General features: G+C 62.2%; 12 protein-coding genes. 2 read left to right on the top strand and 10 right to left on the bottom strand.

Translation table 11 applies throughout. The features are described 5' to 3' along the window. Positions 1–419: 419 nt before the first annotated feature. The 10 genes from AC1RQ9_RS05510 to AC1RQ9_RS05465 form a co-directional block, all read right to left on the bottom strand. Entirely contained in the window at positions 420–872 is a 453-nt protein-coding gene (locus AC1RQ9_RS05510; RefSeq protein ID WP_485985913.1) for a c-type cytochrome, read from the bottom strand. Further along, the gene (locus tag AC1RQ9_RS05505) at positions 872–2113 is read right to left on the bottom strand and encodes an FAD-dependent oxidoreductase (protein WP_485985962.1); all 1242 of its coding nucleotides are present in this window, start codon (positions 2111–2113) and stop codon (positions 872–874) included. Before AC1RQ9_RS05505 ends, AC1RQ9_RS05510 begins: the two co-directional genes overlap by 1 nt. A gap of 164 nt (positions 2114–2277) precedes the next feature. Continuing rightward, the gene (treY, locus tag AC1RQ9_RS05500; protein WP_485985912.1) at positions 2278–5022 is read right to left on the bottom strand and encodes a malto-oligosyltrehalose synthase; all 2745 of its coding nucleotides are present in this window, start codon (positions 5020–5022) and stop codon (positions 2278–2280) included. Continuing rightward, positions 5019–7103: a 4-alpha-glucanotransferase gene (gene malQ, locus AC1RQ9_RS05495; protein ID WP_485985910.1), complete on the bottom strand. Its 2085-nt coding sequence runs from the start codon at positions 7101–7103 to the stop codon at positions 5019–5021. The genes treY and malQ overlap by 4 nt, the downstream gene beginning before the upstream one ends. Further along, the gene (gene treZ / locus AC1RQ9_RS05490) at positions 7096–8877 is read right to left on the bottom strand and encodes a malto-oligosyltrehalose trehalohydrolase (protein WP_485985909.1); all 1782 of its coding nucleotides are present in this window, start codon (positions 8875–8877) and stop codon (positions 7096–7098) included. Before treZ ends, malQ begins: the two co-directional genes overlap by 8 nt. Then, positions 8874–10988 (bottom strand): glycogen debranching protein GlgX, encoded by a 2115-nt coding sequence (gene glgX / locus AC1RQ9_RS05485; protein ID WP_485985908.1) that lies wholly within the window; start codon positions 10986–10988, stop codon positions 8874–8876. Before glgX ends, treZ begins: the two co-directional genes overlap by 4 nt. Beyond that, entirely contained in the window at positions 10985–13204 is a 2220-nt protein-coding gene (gene glgB, locus AC1RQ9_RS05480) for a 1,4-alpha-glucan branching protein GlgB (protein ID WP_485985907.1), read from the bottom strand. The genes glgX and glgB overlap by 4 nt, the downstream gene beginning before the upstream one ends. A gap of 65 nt (positions 13205–13269) precedes the next feature. Further along, complete coding sequence (gene glgA / locus AC1RQ9_RS05475; RefSeq protein ID WP_485985906.1) at positions 13270–14892, bottom strand: glycogen synthase GlgA; 1623 nt, start codon at positions 14890–14892, stop codon at positions 13270–13272. Between the two features lie 227 nt (positions 14893–15119). Then, entirely contained in the window at positions 15120–17627 is a 2508-nt protein-coding gene (glgP, locus tag AC1RQ9_RS05470; protein WP_485985904.1) for an alpha-glucan family phosphorylase, read from the bottom strand. An 885-nt stretch (positions 17628–18512) separates the two neighbouring features. Beyond that, the gene (locus AC1RQ9_RS05465) at positions 18513–19046 is read right to left on the bottom strand and encodes a DUF4142 domain-containing protein (RefSeq protein ID WP_485985902.1); all 534 of its coding nucleotides are present in this window, start codon (positions 19044–19046) and stop codon (positions 18513–18515) included. Positions 19047–19287: 241 nt separating this feature from the next. Between AC1RQ9_RS05465 and AC1RQ9_RS05460 the strand changes: the two genes are divergently transcribed. Together AC1RQ9_RS05460 and AC1RQ9_RS05455 are read left to right on the top strand one after the other, a co-directional pair. Next, positions 19288–19545: a hypothetical protein gene (locus AC1RQ9_RS05460; protein ID WP_485985901.1), complete on the top strand. Its 258-nt coding sequence runs from the start codon at positions 19288–19290 to the stop codon at positions 19543–19545. Positions 19546–19833: 288 nt separating this feature from the next. Next, positions 19834–20301 (top strand): hypothetical protein, encoded by a 468-nt coding sequence (locus AC1RQ9_RS05455; protein ID WP_193731601.1) that lies wholly within the window; start codon positions 19834–19836, stop codon positions 20299–20301. The last annotated feature ends 26 nt before the right edge of the window (positions 20302–20327 follow it).

The following is a 20327-nucleotide window of genomic DNA, read 5'->3' as shown; positions in this document are numbered from 1 at the left end:
AACCGGGCGAAGCGCCCCCAATGCCGGATAGTCCCGGAAACCCGACAAACTGAGCATGATGCCCAGCAGATGCACCGGGTTCCGGTTTTAAAGACTGCTTGAAAACAGCGCATTGATAAAAAACGATAAAATTTTTTGGGTGCTGTCTTTTTTCAAAAAGGTAGCGTTTTCCAAATCCGCCTGAAAAAAGCTTTATGATTGCAGGATGTTTTCCGGACGGACTTTTCAGGCAGCCTCTTAACATTCAATGAGGGTACGGCTTATCCAGACGCTGCCATGGTCTCGTCAGGGATTACGAGTATCATGCTTCAACACGCGCAGATCTCCATGCCGTCTCTTTCACATGTTTTATGCCCGGAAACGCCGCCATACTTCCTCAAATTACATAACACCCTCCCAGACGTGGGAGGGTGCCTACATTATTTTACCCTGTCAGCGGAAATGGCGGGAAACGTCATCGTTTTCAGCGCGGCATCCGTCGCAGGCAGGTCAACCTTACCCGCAGGCACGCCGTTTTCACGCAGAATGAACGCAATCAGGTCAGCATTCTGCGCCGGTGTCAGCGCCCCTGGGGAAAACAGCGGCATGGCCTTGGAAACATAGTCAAACAGCCGATCCAGCGTGCTACCGGACCAGTTGGTAACGAACCGGCCCTTCAGCGGCGGCACATCAAACGCACCCGCAAGGCTGGCGCCATGGCAGACGGCACAGAACTGCTGGTATGCACTCTCCCCCCGCTGGGCCTGTTCCATGGTGTAATAGGATACGGTCCGCGCCTGCGCCGCACTGGCCATAGGTACGTTCCCATGCACCAGCGCCAGCAAAAGCCCGGCCCCAAGGCCCGCGCGACAGGCATAATCCCGCCCGCGCATCAGCCACGCCCCGCGGGAAAGCGTGCAAACAGGTTTTCAAACACCGCAATCGCCTTTTCAGCTTCGGCGCGGTCAGCATGCTCGAAGCTGTTGCCGACCCCTTCCATTTCGCCAACATTATTCAGGTCAACGGCCTGGATCATCAGCCCGTCACTTTTGGACAGGGCAGCCGCCCCCCTGTATTCCACCCCATACGTGACATCAGGCTGCGGTGGCAGCCACGCCGTCTGCCCGCGCACGGGAATAAGGGTCCTGTCCCCCCACAGATCCCGCGCGGCATAGCCGGGACAGTTGATGATGACGGGTTCCGCAATGGATTTCATGTCAGCGGGAGTATGGAATTCACGGATCACGACCTTGCCGCCCGCCTGATAGAATTCCGACAGCAGCAGATGCCCGTACGCGCCGAAATTGAACATCATCATCGGCGCACGCTGCGCGTATGCTACGGGAAAGGGATTATCCTGACTGGCCAGCAGTTCGGGTGCGGGAATGATATCCTTGATCCGGTCGCCATATGCCGCGAATTCGCTGGTCGCGCGCGGCATCCCGGTTGATGCATAATCCCCCGGTCCGGTGCGGCCCTCGGGTTCGGGGGCTTCGTCAAACGGCGTATCTGACAACTGGTAGTTGTCACGGAAATCAATCGGGTTGCCCGGCAGGCCAAGATAGTCGCGATAGGCTTTCCACGAATACCGGGCCATCTGTTCCCACACTTCGGCAAACTGCGGCCCGGCGGGGGCGGTCAGCGCGATGCGTGAATCCGGCGTCCAACTGCCATTGGCCCGGACAGAACGGGTATGGGGCAGCATGTCGCGGGTATAGATAGTGACATCAAAGCCCGCGCGCTGTGCGCTCAGTGCCGATGTCAGGCCGATCACGCCACAGCCCACCACCGCAATCCGCCGGGGCGACAGTGACGCCGCCTTGCCCACCGCGATATCGGCCGATCCCCATGACAGGGACCACCCGCTGCCACCATGGCCATAATTATGGATGACTACCTTGTCCCCCACGCGTTCGACATCCAACCGGGGACCGGCGGGGCGGAACGGGCGCAGGCAGACCTTGATATCGGTAATCTGGTCGGCATGGACGCGCATGGGCACCAGCCGGGGCACGGTGCCACCGACAGCGGTGCGCTGCAGGGCAGCGGCAGCGGCCGGCACGGAATTCCACATACCGCGCGCCCCAAGGGTGCCAAAAGCCAGGGAGCCGGCAAACAGGTCCCTGCGTTTCAGGCCAGAACGCCTGTGTTTCTGGTTGTCGTCAAAACCGGTCAAGTTCCAGCCTTTTGTATCTGTCCGTGCCCGTGCCATCGCACAAGCACCTGAAACATAACAGGATACAAAATTCCCGCCCGGACGCAAGCGCCGCCCAGAAACAGGACAGGCAGGCCGCTGCGTTATTCCCCCACCGCATGGTGCACAAGACAGGCCAGCGGCACCTGCCCGCGCGTGAACGGATGCGTCACCTGCCGTGGCACATCCCCCAGCAGGCTGTGCCACGGCCCATGCAGGTGCGGCAGTTCAAGCCCAAGGTCAACATCGTGCCCCACCGACAGGTCAGCGGCCTGCACACCCAATGCCGATGGCAGGCGGGGTGCGACGACCAGCAGGCTGATGCCCCCATGCCGCCGCAGGAAGGCAATGGCGTGAATGCGGTCCCGCCCCCTGATCTCCACCGGTTCATAGGTTCCATATGTGAACAGGTCGGGATAATTCTGCCGGAACGCCAGGATACGGCGGATCATGTCCTGCTTGACCCGTCCCGTGCGCCATTCGGCCGCGGCGGCAGCAAAACTGGTGGAATGTTCCAGCAGGCCGGCACGGTAGTCGAAATTGACCGGGGCACGGTTATCGGGATCGACAAGGCTGAAATCCCACAGGTCACACCCCTGATACAGGTCCGGCACCCCCGGTACGGTCAGGCGCAGCAGCGTCTGCGCAAGACCGTTTACCGCACCCGCCGGGGCGATGCGGCCCACAAATCCCGCCATCTGCCGCAGGAACGCTACACTGGCAACGGGATCAAGCAGGCGGTCGACAAAACCGGTGCAGGCATCCTCATACGCCGTATCGGGACTGATCCAACCGGTGTGGCGCTTGGCTTCACGCAGGGCCTTGGTCTGCCATTGCTGGATGCGCCTGCGGAAATGCAGCCGTTCGGCCTCATTCGCAAACGGCTCCAGCGGCCACGTCCCGACCAGCGTCTGGTACAGCATCAGTTCATCAATACGGTCGGGGCCGCCCCGGCCGACAGCCCCGTTATGGGCGAACCAGTCATGTACCTGCCGTTCCCATTCGACAGGCATGGCGCTCAGTACCGCAAGGCGGGCGCGGGCATCCTCCCCGCGCTTGTGGTCGTGGGTCGCGGTCGCCAGCATTGCATGGGGAAACTGTTCCTGACGGGACTTACAACAGGCGTGGAAAGCCGCGACCGGCAGCCCCAGTATCGCGGGGTCCGATCCCACTTCGTTGCGCGACAGCAGGCGAGCGTAACGGTAGAAGGCCGTATCCTCCAGCGATTTGGCGGCCAGTGGTGCGGTCAGGTGTTCAAAGGCCAGTTGCGCCCGGCGCATGACAGGGGGCGGCGCCTGTTCGGGACAGGCCGACAGCAGGCGCATGATATCCTCCACCACCATGGCCTGCTCCCCGGTCATGGTCTGGCGCGCCGCCATCTTTGCCGCATCCAGCATCAGGCGGTCCGCTGCATGGTCCTGCACCGCCTCATCACCGAAATAGGTGCGGTAGGGGCGAAAATGCAGCAGCAGGCATGCCAGCACGAGCCGCATATCCTGTGCCGCCCATGATCCGTCCTCATCGGGCAGGCAATGGCGCAGCAGGGTAGCCAGATGGCCGAATTCCGCGCAAAAGACATGCTCAAGCAGATAGGTGCGCGCTGCCTGCACGATCGGGCCAAGGGGCTGGGCATCGGGACCACATCCGGCCCATAGCCTGTCCAGCACCGTGGCCCCGTCCGGGTCATGCAGCACGGCCGATACCTGATCCATGAAGTCATAGCCCGTCGTGCCGTCAACCGGCCATGCGGCGGGAATCTTTTCCCCCGCAATCAGGATTTTTTCAACATAGACCGCCCCGCCGGGCAGTACATCCCGGGGCCGGTCGGGTGTCAGGGCATCCAGCCGGGCGCGCAGGCGCTGGCAGTAGATGGCGGGCGCGCCCAATCCATCGATATGATCCACCCGCAGGCCATCAACCAGTCCGCGCCGGTACAGGGACAAAACATAATCATGCACGGCGTCGAACACCTCTTCACGTTCGATGCTCAGGCTGACAAGGCCGGTAATATCAAAAAACCGCCGCCAGTTCAGGCGCAGCGCCCCATCGCGCCACCCTGCCAGTTGCCATGCCTGCCCCGTCAGCACGCCCACAAGGTGCGCGCGGCCCGACAGCCCGGTGCCGTCATGAAGCATGGCGATACGCGCCATGGCCACCCTTCCTGCGCCAGTCGCCGCCCATTGCCGCAGCCTGTCCAGCGCCGCATCGGCCTCCCGCCCCGGACCCGCGCGCATGGCCACGGTGGTAAAGGCCGCAAGCAGTTCCCCCGGCGCATCGACCACTGCCAGAAGGGCTGCATACCCGGTGGGACAGAGCGGAAAGCGATGGTCATGGTGATGGATGAAAAACAGCCCGCTTTCCCCATCATGCCGCAATGCCAGCATGCCCGCCGCCAGCGCGTCATCAAACGGACGGTCAAGGAAAGGCAGCACGACACGCCCGCGCAGATCGGGGTCGGGCACGTCCCATTCGATATCGAACCAGTTGGCGTGCAGTGATGCCCGCCCCCATGTCAGCACGTCCATCCACCATGGGTTGTGCGCATCCGCCGCCATGTGGTTGGGCACGATATCCATGACCAGCCCCATGCCATGGGCGTGCAGTCGCGCGGCCAGCCGTGCCAGTGCCGCTTCGTCCCCCAGCGCTGGATCGATCCGGTCATGGCGGATCGTGTCATAACCATGCGTGGAACCGGGCATGGCGGCAAACACTGGCGAGGCATAGAGATGGCTTATGCCCAGCCGCGCAAGCTGCGGCACGAGCGCGGTTGCGCCATCCAGCGTCATCCCGCCCCGGAACTGAAGCCGGTACGTCGCCCGTACCGACGGCGCGCCGTGGCGGCTGTTCATGACGACCGTCCCGCCCGCAGCCGACCGAAACGCCGGCGCGCCGCCACGCCGGACAGCAGGGTCGCGGTCATGCCCGGATACCGCCTGCACCAGTTGGGGTGGCCGGTAGTGGTACCGGGCAGATTGGGCTGTTCGTTCAGGCCCAGCAGGTCCTCCACCGGAATGACCGCCAGCGGGCATGACGCGCGGGCAACGAACCCGATGGCTTCATCAACTACCTTTACCGCACCGTCGGCTGTGGCGGGGGGTTTTTCCACAGATGGCTTCCTGCTTACGGCCGGGTCGGATGGCGGCGTGTCGCGTTGCGCCATCATCGCCGCCCACAGCGCGGTGCGGTCGTTCTCTCGCTCGTCATTCAGGGTGACGCTATCCATGCCCGGCGCCATCTGCCCAAGTTTCACGCGCCAGTCGATATCGGTCCCCTGCCACCAGCCCGCCACGGTGGGCAGATCGTGCGTGGTGGTCATGGCGGTCGCGTTGGCTGACCACGTCCCCGGCGCCCTGAACGCGCCCTGTGGCGTGCGTTCGAAAAACAGCACGTTCATGCCCATGATCCCGTGTTTCTGCGCCGCTGTCCTAAAGGCGGTGGTGACTGTGCCCAGATCCTCGCCAATCACGATGGCATTGGCGCGCGCCGCTTCCAGCGCGACGAGCCGCATGAGGTCACGCACGGGAAAGGACAGGTACGCCCCTTCGGCCGATGTACCACCCTGCGGTATGACCCATAACCGTTCCAGCGCCATGACATGGTCAATGCGCAACCCGCCCCCGTGGGCCAGCCCCGCGCGCACTGTGTCGATAAAGGCACCATAGCCCCCCGCCTGCAGCCCGGCGGGGGAAAAGGTGGTCAGCCCCCAGTCCTGCCCCACCGGGCTTAGCGCATCTGGCGGCGCGCCAATGGACGCCCCCACCAGGAATTCCTGCTGCCGCGCCCAGCATTCGCTGCCGGTCGGGTCAACGCCCACCGCCATGTCAGCCACCAGACCAATGCGCATGCCCGCCGCGCGCGCGGCACCACATGCCTGTTCCATGCTTTTTGCGGCCAGCCACTGCAAGAACACATGAAAGCTGACATCATGGGCGAATTCATGGGCAAAACGCGCCACCTCCGGGCTGTCGGGGCGGCGCATTGCCAGTGGCCACTGCCGCCAGTCCCCGCCACGGCCGCCCCGGGTGGTGAAATAGGCATGCAGGGTTTCAAACACGGCGTGCTGTTCCAGTGGCGTGCCACGTATCTTACGGAACTGTGCAAGTTCGGCAGGCGGATTGGGCACGATCCGTTCATCATACAACCGCCGCAGCAGTTCGTAACGCCGGGTGGCAGCCTGTGGCCAGTCGATCAGCGGCGCATCTTCCAGCGTCCTGACCGTATCGACATAAGTCCTGCCGTTGCGCAGCCCCGCCGCCTGCACCGTCGCGGTATCGAATACCGCCAGCGGGTCTGCCAGCAGCACATTGAGAAACAGGCGCGTGGACGGCGAATACGGACTATACTGCCCCACACGCGCGGCAAACATGGCATGGACCGGGCTTATGGCCAGCGCATCCGCCCCCCGTGCCGCCGCAAGGCGCGCCAGCGTGGCCACCGCGCCCAGATGGCCCATGCCCCCGTCACCGGGCGTGCGCAGGCTATAGACCTGCGCTCCCAGCCCCCATGGCCGGCCGGATCCCGCCCCATCCATCCGCGTGCCAACAGTCGGGCAGGCCTGCGGGGCCACCGCAAGGGTTGTGACGTGCGGACCGATGGACACGCGGTGATACCCACACACCCGAACAGGCGGCAATGCGGGCCGCCCCCGTATGCGGCGCAGTGGCCCTTCCATCACTTCCCCGGTTTCCATCTCGATGCGGAAATCGGCGGCCTGTGTATTTTCAGGCAGGACCAGCGGGGTGACCTGCCCCACCATCGTCACCACCATGGGCGGCAGTCCGGCGGTGGCTGGACCGCCATGCCCCTCCAGCACCGTCAGCAGGCGGCGCACGCTTTCGTTGGACACACGGTGGATCTGCCCCGCCGCATCACGCCAGCGCATGCTCAGCCCGGCATGGCGGGCGCGATCGACAAGGTCGCGGTTATTCATCGGGCACCTCGGCAAGGCAGACCATGACGGAACAGGCAGGCAGAACGCCTGAAAGCCCGCAGGTTTCCGGCTCGGGCAGGATATACAGGCGCTGTCCCCGCGGCGCATCGGGTATGGGAACGGACACGTCCCCCAAATTGAGCGCGATGCCCAGCACCGCCCCATCCCCCATGCGCCACCGCGCCACCACCGCCCCTGGCCCGATCACCCGTGCCCCGATGGCATGGGCACCGGCCAGGCGGGGCATGATCCAGCGATGACGCAGCGCCAGCAGGTGATGGATGAAGGCAGTCCACGCCACATGCTCCGGTGCCGTGCGTTCCGCATCGTCCAGACAGGACGTGGTGAAGGTTTCCGGCGCATTGGGGTCCGGAATGGTGTCACGCATCTTCTCGGACGTAAAATGTGAAAACGCCGCGAATTCCCTACGCCGCCCGTCACGCACGATCCGGCCCAGACCGGGCGTATGGCTGGTGAAGAACAGGAAGGGCTGGCGTGATCCCCATTCCTCCCCCATGAACAGCATGGGAATCTGCGGACACAGCAGCACAAGCCCGTAGGCCGCGCGCAACGCCGGTTCCGGGGCGAGCACGCTCAACCGTTCGCCCAGCGCCCGGTTGCCGATCTGGTCATGGTTCTGCAGGAAGATAATGAACCGGTCGGACGGCAGGTCGCCACTCGGGCTGCCACGCGGCCTGTCGGTAACGGGCGAGATTTCCCCCTGAAAGGCAAAGCCTTCCGCCAGCACGCGCGCCAGGGCGGCTGTGGGATCAGGGGTAAAGTTGGCGTAATATCCCTCATCCTCGCCCGTCAGCATCACATGCAGGGCGTTATGGGCGTCATCATTCCACTGGGCACGATAGCCCGCGCGCAGCAGGCCCGCGTCATTATTCTCGTTTTCCACGATCAGGTGGACATGGCGCCCCGGTTCGGTACGGGTGCGGATGCGTGTGGGCAGTTCACGCAGCCAGTCCCGTTCGGCAATGGCCTGCACCGCATCCAGCCGCAATCCGTCAAAACGGAATTCCATCAGCCAGTAAAGCGCGTTATCCTCAAAAAACGTGCGTACGGCGGCCTGCCGGAAATCAATGGCCGCCCCCCATGGCGTAGGCAGGTCGGCACGGAAAAAAGGTGCGGCATAACCCGTCAGGTAATTCCCGTCCGGCCCGAAGTGGTTGTACACCACGTCAAGGAACACCATAAGTCCAAGCCCATGCGCCGCGTCGACCAGCGCCTTGAGAGCATCGGGATGGCCATAGGCGGATTCCGGTGCATAGGGAAACACGCCGTCATATCCCCAGTTGCGGCCGCCCGGTATTTCCGACAGGGGCATGAGTTCGATGGCTGTGACCCCAAGGGCGGCGATGCGGGGCAGTTCGCGCGCGACACCTTCGTACCCGCCCATCAGCCCCACATGCAGTTCATATATCACCACATCATGCCATGGCCGCCCGGACCAGCGTGGATACTGCCAGTCATAGGCACCGGGATCGACCACCATGCTCGGTCCATGCACGTCATCGGGCTGGTAGCACGATGCGGGGTCGGGCACCGCAAGGTCGGGGGCGACACGGTAGCGGTAGCGCGCGCCGGGACTGCAGGGAAAGACGCATTCGTACCATCCCCCCTTCCGCCGTGCCATCGGCGCCGGGGTATGACCTTCCACCTCCAGCGCCACCGTATCGCATGACGGCGCCCACAGGCGGAAACGCGTATGCCCCCCGTCCACAACCGTGGCCCCGGCATGGCGGGGATACTGGAAATACCGGTTCATGGCGCGTCCTCCGCCGCGGGCGTGACTGACAGCAGCACCAGACCATGCGCGGGAACGACAACATCATCGGCGGCCTCATCCAGCGCCGTTTCCGGCTGTTCTGGTCGGGTGGTGTCCAGCAGCAGCGTCCACCGTCCCGCAGGCCCCGGCAGGGTGGCGTGAATGTCATCGCCGCCGGGGTTGAGCAGCATGTAGGTAATGTCCACGCAGCCCGCCTCCGTGCTGGCGCGGCGCACGCCCAGCAGGTGGAAGGCTTCCTCGCCCCACTGTTCCTGTCCCATGGGGGAACCGTCGCGGCGGAACCAGCCTATATCGGGCAGGTCGGGCAATGGATGATGCCGCCCATGCATGTAACGCGCGGCCCGGAGCGAGGGATGCGCCCGGCGCAGTGTCGCCAGCCGTGCCACGAACCCGGTCATCATCTTTCCTGCGGGCGTTTCCGCACGGCTCCAGTCCAGCCAGCTTATGTCATTGTCCTGACAATAGGCATTGTTGTTGCCGTTCTGCGTCTGGTTGAACTCGTCACCCGCCAGCAGCATGGGCGTGCCATGGGACAGCATGAGGGTCGCCATCATCGCGCGCTGCACGCGGCCACGCAGGTCCAGTATGGCGGGATCATCGCTTGGCCCTTCCACGCCCCAGTTGGCGCTGTAGTTTTCAGCGCTGCCGTCCTGCCCGTTTTCCTTGTTGGCCTCGTTATGCCGCCCGGCATAGCTGACCACGTCTTCCAGCGTGAACCCGTCATGCGTGGTCAGGATGTTGATCGAACTCCATGGCCTGCGTCCCCGCTTGTCCAGCAGGTCGCCCGACCCTGCGATACGGGCCGCCATTTCGCCCTGCTGCATCGCATCCCCCCGCCAGAAGCGGCGCGTCGTATCGCGGAAACGGTCATTCCATTCGGCAAAGCCGGGTGGAAAATTGCCAAACTGGTACCCGCCCGGCCCCGGATCCCACGGTTCGGCAATCAACTTGCGGCTGGACAGGACGGGATCCTGTATGATCGCATCGAAAAAACCCGATCCGGGGTCAAAGCCATACGGTTCACGCCCCAGCACGGGGGCAAGGTCGAAGCGGAAGCCATCGATATGGAAATCGCTCGCCCAGTAGCGCAGGGAATCCAGTACCATCTGCAACACGCGCGGGTGTGACAGGTTGAGCGTATTGCCACACCCGGTATCGTTTATCAGGTGGCGTTCATTCCCCGGCACAAGACGGTAATAGGTGGCATTGTCCAGCCCCCGGTAACACAGGGTCGGCCCCAGTTCGCTGCCTTCGCAGGTGTGGTTGTAGACTACGTCCATCACCACCTCGATCCCCGCCTTGTGCAGCCTGCGGACCGCCGCGCGCAGTTCGTGCGGCGACCCGCTGGCAAGATAACCCGCATGCGGCACGAAAAACGCCAGCGTGTTGTAGCCCCAGTAATTGGTCAGCCTACGTTCCAGCAGGTAACGTTCGGGCGCAAAGCACTGGATGGGCAGCAGTTCGACGGTGGTGACACCCAGACGGTGCAGGTGGGCGATCATTTCCGGTGCGCCCAGTGCCTGGAATGTGCCGGGCTGGGGATTGCGATCCATTTCCCGGCGCATGGTCAACCCCTTTACGTGGGCTTCCATGATGACGGTACGGTCCCATGGCACGCGGGGCAGGACATCGTCTTCCCATTCATAGGCATCGTTCTCCACCACGCAGCGCGGCATGTAGGGCGCGCTGTCGCGCCGGTCGAACGACAGGTCGGCGCGGGGTGAGTGCAGCCGGTAGCCAAACTGCATGTCCGACCATGAAATCGGGCCGGTCAGGCGACGGGCGTACGGGTCGATCAGCAGCTTGTGGGGATTGAACCGGTGCCCGTTGACCGGGTCATACGGCCCGAAGGCACGAAAGCCGTACAGCAGCCCCGGTTCCGCATCCGGCAGGTAGCCATGCCAGACTTCGTCGGTGTATTCGGGCAGGTGGAACCGTGCGATCTCGCGCCGGTCGCGCGGGTCAAACAGACACAGGTCAATCTGCTGCGCATTGGCGGAAAAGACCGCGAAATTGACGCCCATGCCGTCCCAGTGCGCACCAAGGCGCGTGGGCGTTCCGGGCAGGAGCGAAGACGGAAAGCGCATCATGATCCATCTCCTGCCGGATGAAGGTAAAGCGCGGCCAGCGGCGGCAGCGTCAGGACGCACGAACACGGGTGGCCGTGGGCGGCATGGTCCGTCGCCATGGCATATCCCCCGTTGCCCACCCCGCTACCGCCATATTCTGTGGCATCGGAATTGAAGCATTCACGCCACGCCCCCCCAACCGGCACGCCCACGCGGTAGTCATGACGCGCCACCGGCGTCATGTTGAGCACGACAAGAACCGGCGCATGACCGGGGGCAAGGCGCAGCCATGCAAGGACCGTATTGACGGTGTCATCGCCAATGACCCACGCAAAGCCTGCGGGGTCGCAGTCTTGCGCATGCAATGCCGGCAACGTGCGGTACATATGGTTGAGATCGGTCACAAGCCGCAGCATGCCGGATTTGAACGGATCGGGCAGGATGTGCCATTCGGGCTGGCCATCATGCGACCACTCGCCTTCCTGTGCGAATTCCATGCCCATGAAAACCAGCTTCTTGCCCGGATGCGCCCACATGAAGGCCAGGAACAGCCGCATGCTGGCATGGCGCTGCCAGTTGTCACCGGGCATGCGTGACAGCAGCGATCCCTTGCCGTGCGTGACCTCGTCATGTGAAAGGCACAGGATGAACCGCTCACTGAAAGCATAATGCAGCCCGAACAGGATTTCCGGCAGGTGATAGCCCCGCCATAACGGGTCACGGCCAAAGAACCGCAGGCTGTCATGCATCCAGCCCATGTTCCATTTGTATGAAAACCCCAGCCCCCCCTGTTCCACCGGACGGGTGACACCGGGCCACGCGGTTGATTCCTCCGCCACCGTAATGGTGTCGGGCATGGCGTCGTGCACGACCTGGTTCAGTTGCCGCAGGAAGGCCACGGCCTCCAGATTTTCACGGCCGCCATGTATGTTGGGTATCCACTCCCCATCCCGGCGGCTGTAGTCACGGTACAGCATGGACGCCACTGCATCGACCCGCAGGCCGTCGATATGGAAGCGTTCCAGCCACATCAGCGCGCTGGCGATCAGGAAACCGCGCACCTCATGCCGCCCAAGATTGTAGATGTGGGTGTTCCAGTCGCGGTGCACCCCTTCGCGCGGGTCCTGGTGTTCATACAGCGCGCAGCCGTCAAAATTGACCAGCCCATGAACATCATTGGGGAAATGGGCAGGTACCCAGTCCAGTATCACACCCAGGCCCGCACCGTGGCAGGCATCGACAAAGGCCGCGAAATCCGCTGGCGTCCCGTGCCGTGCGGACGGGGCGAACAGGCCCAGCGGCTGGTATCCCCATGACCCGCCAAACGGGTATTCCATCACGGGCATGAGTTCGACATGCGTAAAGCCCGCCTCCACTACATACGGGATCAGTTCCGCCGCCAGTTCACCCCATGTCATGATGCGGTCGGGATCGCCCTGCGGCCTGCGCCATGAGGGAACATGCAGTTCGTATATGGCAACGGGCGCATCCTCGCGCTGCCTGCCCGCGCGCTGTTCCATCCACTCATGGTCCTGCCACGCAAAGGGCGCGGGAGAGGCAATGACGGACGCAGTGGCGGGAGGACGTTCGGCAAAGCGGGCGAAGGGATCAGCCTTCTGTGGCAGGATATGGCCTTCGCGCGTCATGATCTCGAATTTGTACCGCTCCCCGGGGCCAAGGCCGGGAATGAACAGTTCCCATACCCCTGCCCCGTGGCGCAGGCGCATGGGATGACGCCTGCCGTCCCAGAAATTGAAATCCCCGATAACCGAAACCCGCCGCGCATTGGGGGCCCATACGGCAAAGCGCACGCCCGCCGTCCCCTCCACCACCATGGGCTGCGCCCCCATGACGCGGTCGAGGTGTGGATGCCGTCCTTCGGAAAACAGGCGCAGGTCCGCCTCCGGCACCAGCAGGCCGAAGGCGTAGGGATCATCCGTTTCCTCCGCCGCATCGGCCCACTGGATTTTCAGGTGATAGCGTGCGCCTGCGGGGATCGTGCCGACATGCAGTCCGGTATCCCCCATGCGCCGCATGGGGCGTTCAATCGCGCCCGCGCGCGGGCGTTCGACCACCAGCCGTACACGGGCCGCGTCGTGGTACATGACACGGATGACATCGACCTTGCCCATATTATGGCGGCCAAGGATGGAAAACGGGTCGGGGCTGCGTCCATGCACCAGGTCATCAACGCCTTCGGGAAGGGAATAGTGGGCTGCATCGTGCCTGATCCTCATGCCGTGGCCTTTATTATTGTCTTTAAATGTAATGACGCCGTTGAACAGGTATCGCCGCGCGCGGGCTACGGCGCGGCAAGCGGGCGGGACAGGCGCGGGGGCCGCCGGGCAATGGTGCGCCTGCGCCCTTCACGCAGGCGCATGCCCATATCCGCCCCACCGGACAGGGAGATCACGTTCGACACCGCAGGCGCTGACAGGTCGACCCCCAGCACTTCAGCAAACAGCATGACGTAATGCGCGGCCTTGTCATTCCATGATACGTCATACGCCGCGCCATTGTGCTGCAGCTGACGCCAGGCTAACCGGTTGCGGCGATACAGCGTGCGTGCGCGGTTGACACACGCGACAAGCGTTTCGCCATCCACGGGCGCGAACAGGAACCCCGTCGCCCCACCACGCGCCAGTGCGGCGGGGTTGGCGTCCACAATGGTATCCGCAAGCCCTCCCACGCGTGATGCGATCGGCACGGCCCCGTAACGCAGCGCGCCAAGCTGCGTCAGCCCGCAGGGCTCGAAACGCGAGGGAACAAGCAGCGCGTCCACAGCCGCGGGCACGCGGTGGCCCAGTACTTCGCTATACCCGATACGGCACGCAAACCGTCCGGGGAACTGCCGTTGCAGAGCGACAAGGCCACGTTCAATATCCCGGTCTCCTTCCCCCACCACAATGATCTGGGTATTGCCCACCAGCAGCCGGTCCATGACATCGGCCAGCAGGTCAATGCCCTTCTGCGCGGTCAGGCGGCTGACAATACCGATCACGAAGGCACTGGGGTCCGCCCACAGGCCGAATTCCGACTGCAGGTCGCGCTTGTTGAACGCGCGCCCGGTCATGTCCCCCACCACGTAGGGAAAGTGTACTGCCGGATCACTGGCAGGGTTCCATATGTCGGTGTTGATCCCGTTCAGGATCCCTTCCAGCCTGTCGCTGCGATGGCGCAGCAGGCCATCCAGCCCCATGCCGCCCTCGGGTGTCTGGATTTCCTGCGCATAGCTGGGGGAAACGGTGGTGATGCGGTCGGAATAGTACAGCCCGGCCTTGAGAAAGCTGATCGCGCCATAGCATTCGCATCCTTCGATCGAGAACGCTTCAGGCGGCAGGCCGAACCGTGCCAGGCAGGCGGCGGGAAACCGTCCCTGGAATGCAAGGTTGTGGATGGTCTGGACCACCGGCGTGCGGGGCGTTCCCATCGCAATGGCGTCATGATGCAGGTAGGCTGCCACAAGCCCCGCCTGCCAGTCATGCGCCTGTACGATATCGGGGCGGTACTGGTCGATGCGACCCTGCGCGATATCGGCGGCCATGCGCGACAGGGCCGCGAAACGGATGCCGTTATCAGGCCAGTCCTGCCCGTCGGGGCACATATAGGGATTGCCCGGGCGGTCAAACAGTTCAGGCACGTCAAGGATCAGCAGGTCCAGCCCCGCGACGGTTGCGGACCATAATGTGGCCGCGTGCCCCAGCAGGTTGTCCATATGGGCGACCACCCGACGTTCACGCGCAGCCGCCATGACGGCGGGATAGCCCGGCAGCAGCGTCGTGACCATGACACCATAGGGGGTCAGGGCGGCAGGCAGCGAACCCGCCACGTCACCCAGCCCCCCGGTCTTGACGAAGGGAAACATCTCCGCCGTGACAGACAGCAGCCGGATCGGGGAAAAGAAAGTGGTAACCGCACGGACCATCGGCCTGTTTCCTTGCAGGGGGAAAAACCGGTCATATTTTCTGGTTCTAGGCAGTTAACGGGCCATGGACTGCATGGTCTCACCAACACGGTTATGTGATCTTATGATGACGAACCATTACTTCTGAATATTGTTCAGAAATTCCGGATATAATAAAAATGGCAATTGTGTGACAAAACAACCAAATATAGCCCTGACGTTATTATTTCTCCGCACAGGGGCCGCGCCTATTTCTGCCATGTGATGAAGGCGGCTTCCAGCGGGATGGCGGCATCGGGATGAAAGCCCACAACCCGTGGCGTATAATCGGTCGCAGCACGCGTGGCATTCACTTCCGCGCTGTAGGTCAGTTGCCCATCCGCCCCGCCCGGTGCCGGTGCCATCGGCACGATGACCGGGGTTCCGGCCGCCACATCGGCATAAAGCTGTACCTGCACCATGTCCGCCGTAATCGCCCCCAGATGCACGTCGATACCGATACGCCAGCGGTCCGCCACGCGCGTGACCCGTAGCGCGCCAAAGCGTATGTCATGCCACCCCGCCGCCAGCGCCTGCCGCCAGCGACCGATTGCGGCCGCTTTTGCCCCGCTATCGGCCAGACGCGCGCGACAGGCGGCGGCGGCAGGCAGGTAAAACCGCTGTGTATAGTCACGTACGGCCCGGTTGGCCGAAAAACGTGGGGTCAGACGGGCCATGCTTTCACGCATCACCGCAACCCATCCCTGCGGTATGCCCGCCCCGTCACGCTGATGAAACAGGGGAACGATTTCGTTTTCCAGCAGGGTATAAAGGCTGTCCGCATCATAAGCGTCACGCGCGGAGCCTTCGCCATGATCCATGCCATCCCCAATGACCCAGCCGACATCCGGCGCGCCCGCTTCGGCCCACCACCCGTCCGGTTCCGACACGTTCAGGCCACCATTGACGAGTACTTTCATACCGCTGGTGCCACAGGCTTCCCACGGGCGCAGGGGCGTATTGACCCACAGATCCACCCCTTCCACCAGCCGCCGGGCAATGGACATGTCATAATCTACCAGAAAGGTTGCCCGGCCGCGCAGATCAGGCCGCCGGATGAAATCCATCCACCGTGTAATCAGCGCCTGCCCCGCCATGTCGCGCGGATGCGCCTTGCCCGCGATCACCAGTTGCACCGGGCGGTCCGTACTGGTCAGGATACGGGCCAGCCTGTCAGGATCATGCAAAAGCAGGTCGGGACGTTTGTAGGCGGCAAAGCGACGGGCGAAACCGATGGTCAGGGCAGCGGGATCGAATTGTGGTGATGGCATGCCGCAATCATGCTGTCCGCCCGCAAGGCATGAACGCGCGCCGTGCTGGTCCGCAATGAACCCGACCAGCGCCGCACGGGCCTGCATGCGGCTGTGCCACAGGTCATGGGCGGGCAGGGCGCGGATACCATGTTCCACGTCCTCCAGCGTGCCAAGCCAGCGGTCCTTGCCCGCAGCGCTGGTCCACAACGCATCGGCGGCGGCACTGTCCCATGTCGGCACATGCACGCCATTGGTGACATGGGATACCGGCACCTGAACCTGTGGCCAGCGGGGAAACAGTGGATTGAACAGGCTGCGGCTGACCTGTTCATGCAGGCGGCTGACGGCATTGACCGCGCCACTGACACGCAGCGCCAGCCAGGCCATGTTGAAGGGGGTATCGGGGGATGCGCCCTCCCCCTGTCCCAGCGCAAGGATCTCGGCAATATCGGTGCGGAGGTCATGGCGGGCGTAAAAATCCAGATGCCGCCGCACCATTTCCGGGGCAAAGCGGTCAAATCCCGCGGGGACCGCGGTATGGGTGGTGAAGATCGTGCCCGCGCGGGCAATGGTCAGGGCATGGGCAAAGGAAATGCCCAGATCCTCCATCAGGCCGCATGCACGTTCAAGAGCGGCAAAGGCGGCATGGCCTTCGTTCAGGTGACAGACATCGGGCCGCAGCCCCAGCACACGCAGCAGTCGCCACCCCCCTATGCCCAGCACCAGTTCCTGACGCAGGCGCAGCGTATCATCCCCGCCATAAAGCTGCGTTGTGATACAGCGGATATTCGGGGGGTTGTCGGGGTCATTGGTATCCAGCAGGTAAAGCACCGTACGCCCCACCCGCGCCCGCCACGCACGCAGCCAGACCTGCCCCGTGGCAATGCGGAAGGGCACCCGCAGCCGGTCGCCATTGCCATCGCATACCGGCGTAAGCGGCAATTGGGCGGGATCGTTAATGGGATACAGGGCTTCCTGCTGCCCGGTTGGGGAAAAACCCTGCCGGAAATACCCCTGCGCGTACAGCAGCCCCACCGCCACCACCGGCACGCCAAGGTCGCTGGCGGCCTTCAGCTGGTCCCCTGCCACATTGCCCAAGCCCCCGGAATAGATGGGCAGGGCCTCATCAAGCATGTATTCCATGCTGAAATAGGCGATGGTCGGTGACGGGGTCATGGTGCTGACGGGCGTGAACCATGACGGTTTTTTCTGGCTGTCGGCATGGGCCTGCACCAGTTGCGCCAGCATGTCACGAAAATCAGACGTTGCCAGCAGGCTGCGCAGGTGGCTGCGCGGCGTGTTCAGCAATACGGTCCACGCATTATGCGTGTGGTCCCATATATCCGGCGCAAGCTGGCGCCACAGCCGGTCGGTGGCGTGATTCCATGTCCAGTGCAGATCCAGCGCCAGATCGGTCACTGCCTGTTCATCATCGGTATTGCATGGTGGCGTCATATCGCTCATGGCGCTACATTCTTGCTGGGACCGGTGCGCTGGCGACAGGCACCCGTCATGACGTGGCCTGCCGCCAACGCCCCCTGAACGGGGCGGTTGCATGAAGCATGTCCCCCGCTCGACCGGCTGGCACATTTACACTTCCGCCCTGTGGCGGAACAGGCGCCCATATCCAGCACATGCACACGACCGCAACAGCAGCGCACATCCCCTGCCCATCTGGCAGAAGGAAGAAACACCGTGACATGGGTTCCTGACGCACAGCGATATACACAGACCCGGTTCCACCGCTGCGGCCATTCGGGCCTTGTCCTGCCCCCATATCGCTGGGGCTGTGGTGTGCGGTCAGTACATTGTATGTAGGGCAGGCTTATTGAAAAATTGACGTTTCCGGGTACCGTCTTTTTTCAAAAAGACGGAATTTCTTGGCGCTTTTTGAAAAAAGCTTCACCAAAACTTCTTTTTAATCTGCATGATGTTTAAAAAAGCAGATTTTTTCAAACAGTCCCCAAAACAAATGCCGGCCCATATCGGACCGGCATTCGGGTCATGTGTGTTTTTGTGTTCATGGTGGCATGTCAGAATCTGGGAAGCGGGATCTGCGGGAAAAACCAGCAGACCATCGCAATCAGCGTGACAAAGAAGACGACCATGCAGCCGACAATAAAACCATGCCGTTTCTGCTCAGGTGTCGTGAATGGCGGGGCATGAGTGGGATTGACAGGGGCACGTCCGTCCCGCGGATTTCCATTTGATGAATACTTCATTGGAACCATCCTTTACCGGATATCCGGCTTCAACAGCATGCATTGTGGAAAGTTGCACCCGACAGGGCGGAACGGGATAATCATTTCACAAAAAAAACAGCATGACGGGAACACGGCATACCGTCACCTATTGCGGCAGTGATCTTGCCGCCTGCAGGTGGTTTTCAAGTGTTGGCAGGGTATTGGCTGCCCATGTTTTCAGGCTGGCATTCTCGCCATTTTCAGCATAGCGCCGGAACAGGGACACCGCATCTTCATGCGCGGATACCTGGTCACTTCTATATTGCAGGGCGAAATCACGTCCATGCAGGGTCTTGAGCTTGTCCAGTTCGTCCTGATGGGTTTCATCCAGCGCGGTAGGCTGCTGTATCTGCACGCTGCCGCTATGAAGAAGATCCTGCAGGGCGGCAGATGTCTTCTTGTGGTCCGCGATCATCCTTGTCGCGAATTCCGTCAGGGCGGTATCCTTGCTGTGCAATGCCAGTTCACTAGACTGGATTTCAAACATGTCACTGATCGTCGCGATCTTGACAAAATCTTCCGTACGCGGGGCAACGCCCATAAGGGAATTGATCCCTGCCTTTTCCGGTATGGACTGCGCCATGGCGGGTGCGGACAGGCATACTGCCATCCCCAGCATCAGTATTGTGCTTTTCTTCATTTGGCTTACTCCAGATATTTTGGAACAGATGTGTTCCATGCAGTCAGGCCATCATCACGGTGGACAGGAACATGACCTCTGCCCTGTTCCCTCATGGCCCGGACCGGATATTCATGGCAGGCACGGAAAATGGTAGCCGACCGTATCAGCAGGTCCGGTCAGCCTGACTGTCCGCATGCAAAAAAACGGAACCCATGAAAGTACACCCGTCATATTCAGGTTTTTTTCCATGTGACCGTGCATGGCCATGCCGGCCGCCTTCATGCCGTGCCGCTACAATCTTTTCGGAATTGTTAGCGAAATTGCCCGGACCGTGCGCGGTTCATCCACCGCCATGGCTGTTGGCAGGGATCATTGTGATGATACTGAGGCGTTCATGCGGATCGATGCGACAAACCATGACCGTTCACCTTTCCCGGTTTTGCTGATTACAGCGATATATGGGGATCCTTGTTTTTCCCCTGCCGCCGTCGGGCCTGTCATAGGGAAGCAATCCTGAAACTACACGCTGTGAACAGATCAACGGGACAGGATGCAGGCGGTTCCGGCCCCGCCAGGCAGAATAAAAAATAATATTTTCTTATGAATTCATGAATTATGTATCGAATTCATAATATAAAAATCACAGGCGGCTGCCTGCCCGTACTTGAAACCATTGCATGCCTGCCGCATGTAAAAAAAGGTCATGCCTGTGCGGTCGCTGCTGCGCGCAGGGTAGACCTGGTTTCATACAATCACTGCCGGACCGTGAACTGCCACCCCCTTACAGGAATGACGGAACCCGTCCATGCAACATCTGTCACGCTTCGCCTTTGCCTGCGCCAGTGTCATGCTCATGCTGCTTGCACTGCTGCTTCTGACATTCGGAATGGTCAACCTTCTGTCCGCACTGGGCCATTCATGGCATGCGGGCCGGAACGCGATATTACAGGCCATAAGCTATGTCGTTATTGCCGTCGCGGTCTTTGACGTGGCCAAGTATTTTGTCGAGGAGGAGGTGATCCAGACAAGTGGCAAGAAAAGCCTGGGCGAAGCCCGCGCCAGCCTGACCAAGTTCATTACCACCATCATCATTGCGGTGTTCATAGAAGGGCTGGTGGGTGTATTTGAAACCAATACCAGCGAACCGGGTGATATCCTGTACCCTGCCAGCCTGCTGGTGGTGGCGACATTGATTGTCGTATCGCTTGGCGTGTTCCAGCGCATGAGCGTGGATGCCGAACGTGAAAAGAAAAAGGTGGGTGGGGATGAATGATCCCCACCCTGCCGGGTGCCCCGTAC

This window comes from Komagataeibacter ossonobensis, assembly GCF_057359305.1.
Note: the sequence above shows the minus strand (reverse complement) of the source record. Positions and strands in the feature narration are given on the sequence as shown.

What these genes read in the sequence shown, in the direction of transcription:
- AC1RQ9_RS05510 (WP_485985913.1), bottom strand. Translation starts at nt 872, where the DNA reads ATGCGCGGGCGGGATTATGCCTGTCGCGCGGGCCTTGGGGCCGGGCTT.
- treY (WP_485985912.1), bottom strand. Translation starts at nt 5,022, where the DNA reads ATGAACAGCCGCCACGGCGCGCCGTCGGTACGGGCGACGTACCGGCTT.
- malQ (WP_485985910.1), bottom strand. Translation starts at nt 7,103, where the DNA reads ATGAATAACCGCGACCTTGTCGATCGCGCCCGCCATGCCGGGCTGAGC.
- treZ (WP_485985909.1), bottom strand. Translation starts at nt 8,877, where the DNA reads ATGAACCGGTATTTCCAGTATCCCCGCCATGCCGGGGCCACGGTTGTG.
- glgX (WP_485985908.1), bottom strand. Translation starts at nt 10,988, where the DNA reads ATGATGCGCTTTCCGTCTTCGCTCCTGCCCGGAACGCCCACGCGCCTT.
- glgB (WP_485985907.1), bottom strand. Translation starts at nt 13,204, where the DNA reads ATGAGGATCAGGCACGATGCAGCCCACTATTCCCTTCCCGAAGGCGTT.
- glgA (WP_485985906.1), bottom strand. Translation starts at nt 14,892, where the DNA reads ATGGTCCGTGCGGTTACCACTTTCTTTTCCCCGATCCGGCTGCTGTCT.
- glgP (WP_485985904.1), bottom strand. Translation starts at nt 17,627, where the DNA reads ATGAGCGATATGACGCCACCATGCAATACCGATGATGAACAGGCAGTG.
- AC1RQ9_RS05465 (WP_485985902.1), bottom strand. Translation starts at nt 19,046, where the DNA reads ATGAAGAAAAGCACAATACTGATGCTGGGGATGGCAGTATGCCTGTCC.
- AC1RQ9_RS05460 (WP_485985901.1), top strand. Translation starts at nt 19,288, where the DNA reads ATGGCCATGCCGGCCGCCTTCATGCCGTGCCGCTACAATCTTTTCGGA.
- AC1RQ9_RS05455 (WP_193731601.1), top strand. Translation starts at nt 19,834, where the DNA reads ATGCAACATCTGTCACGCTTCGCCTTTGCCTGCGCCAGTGTCATGCTC.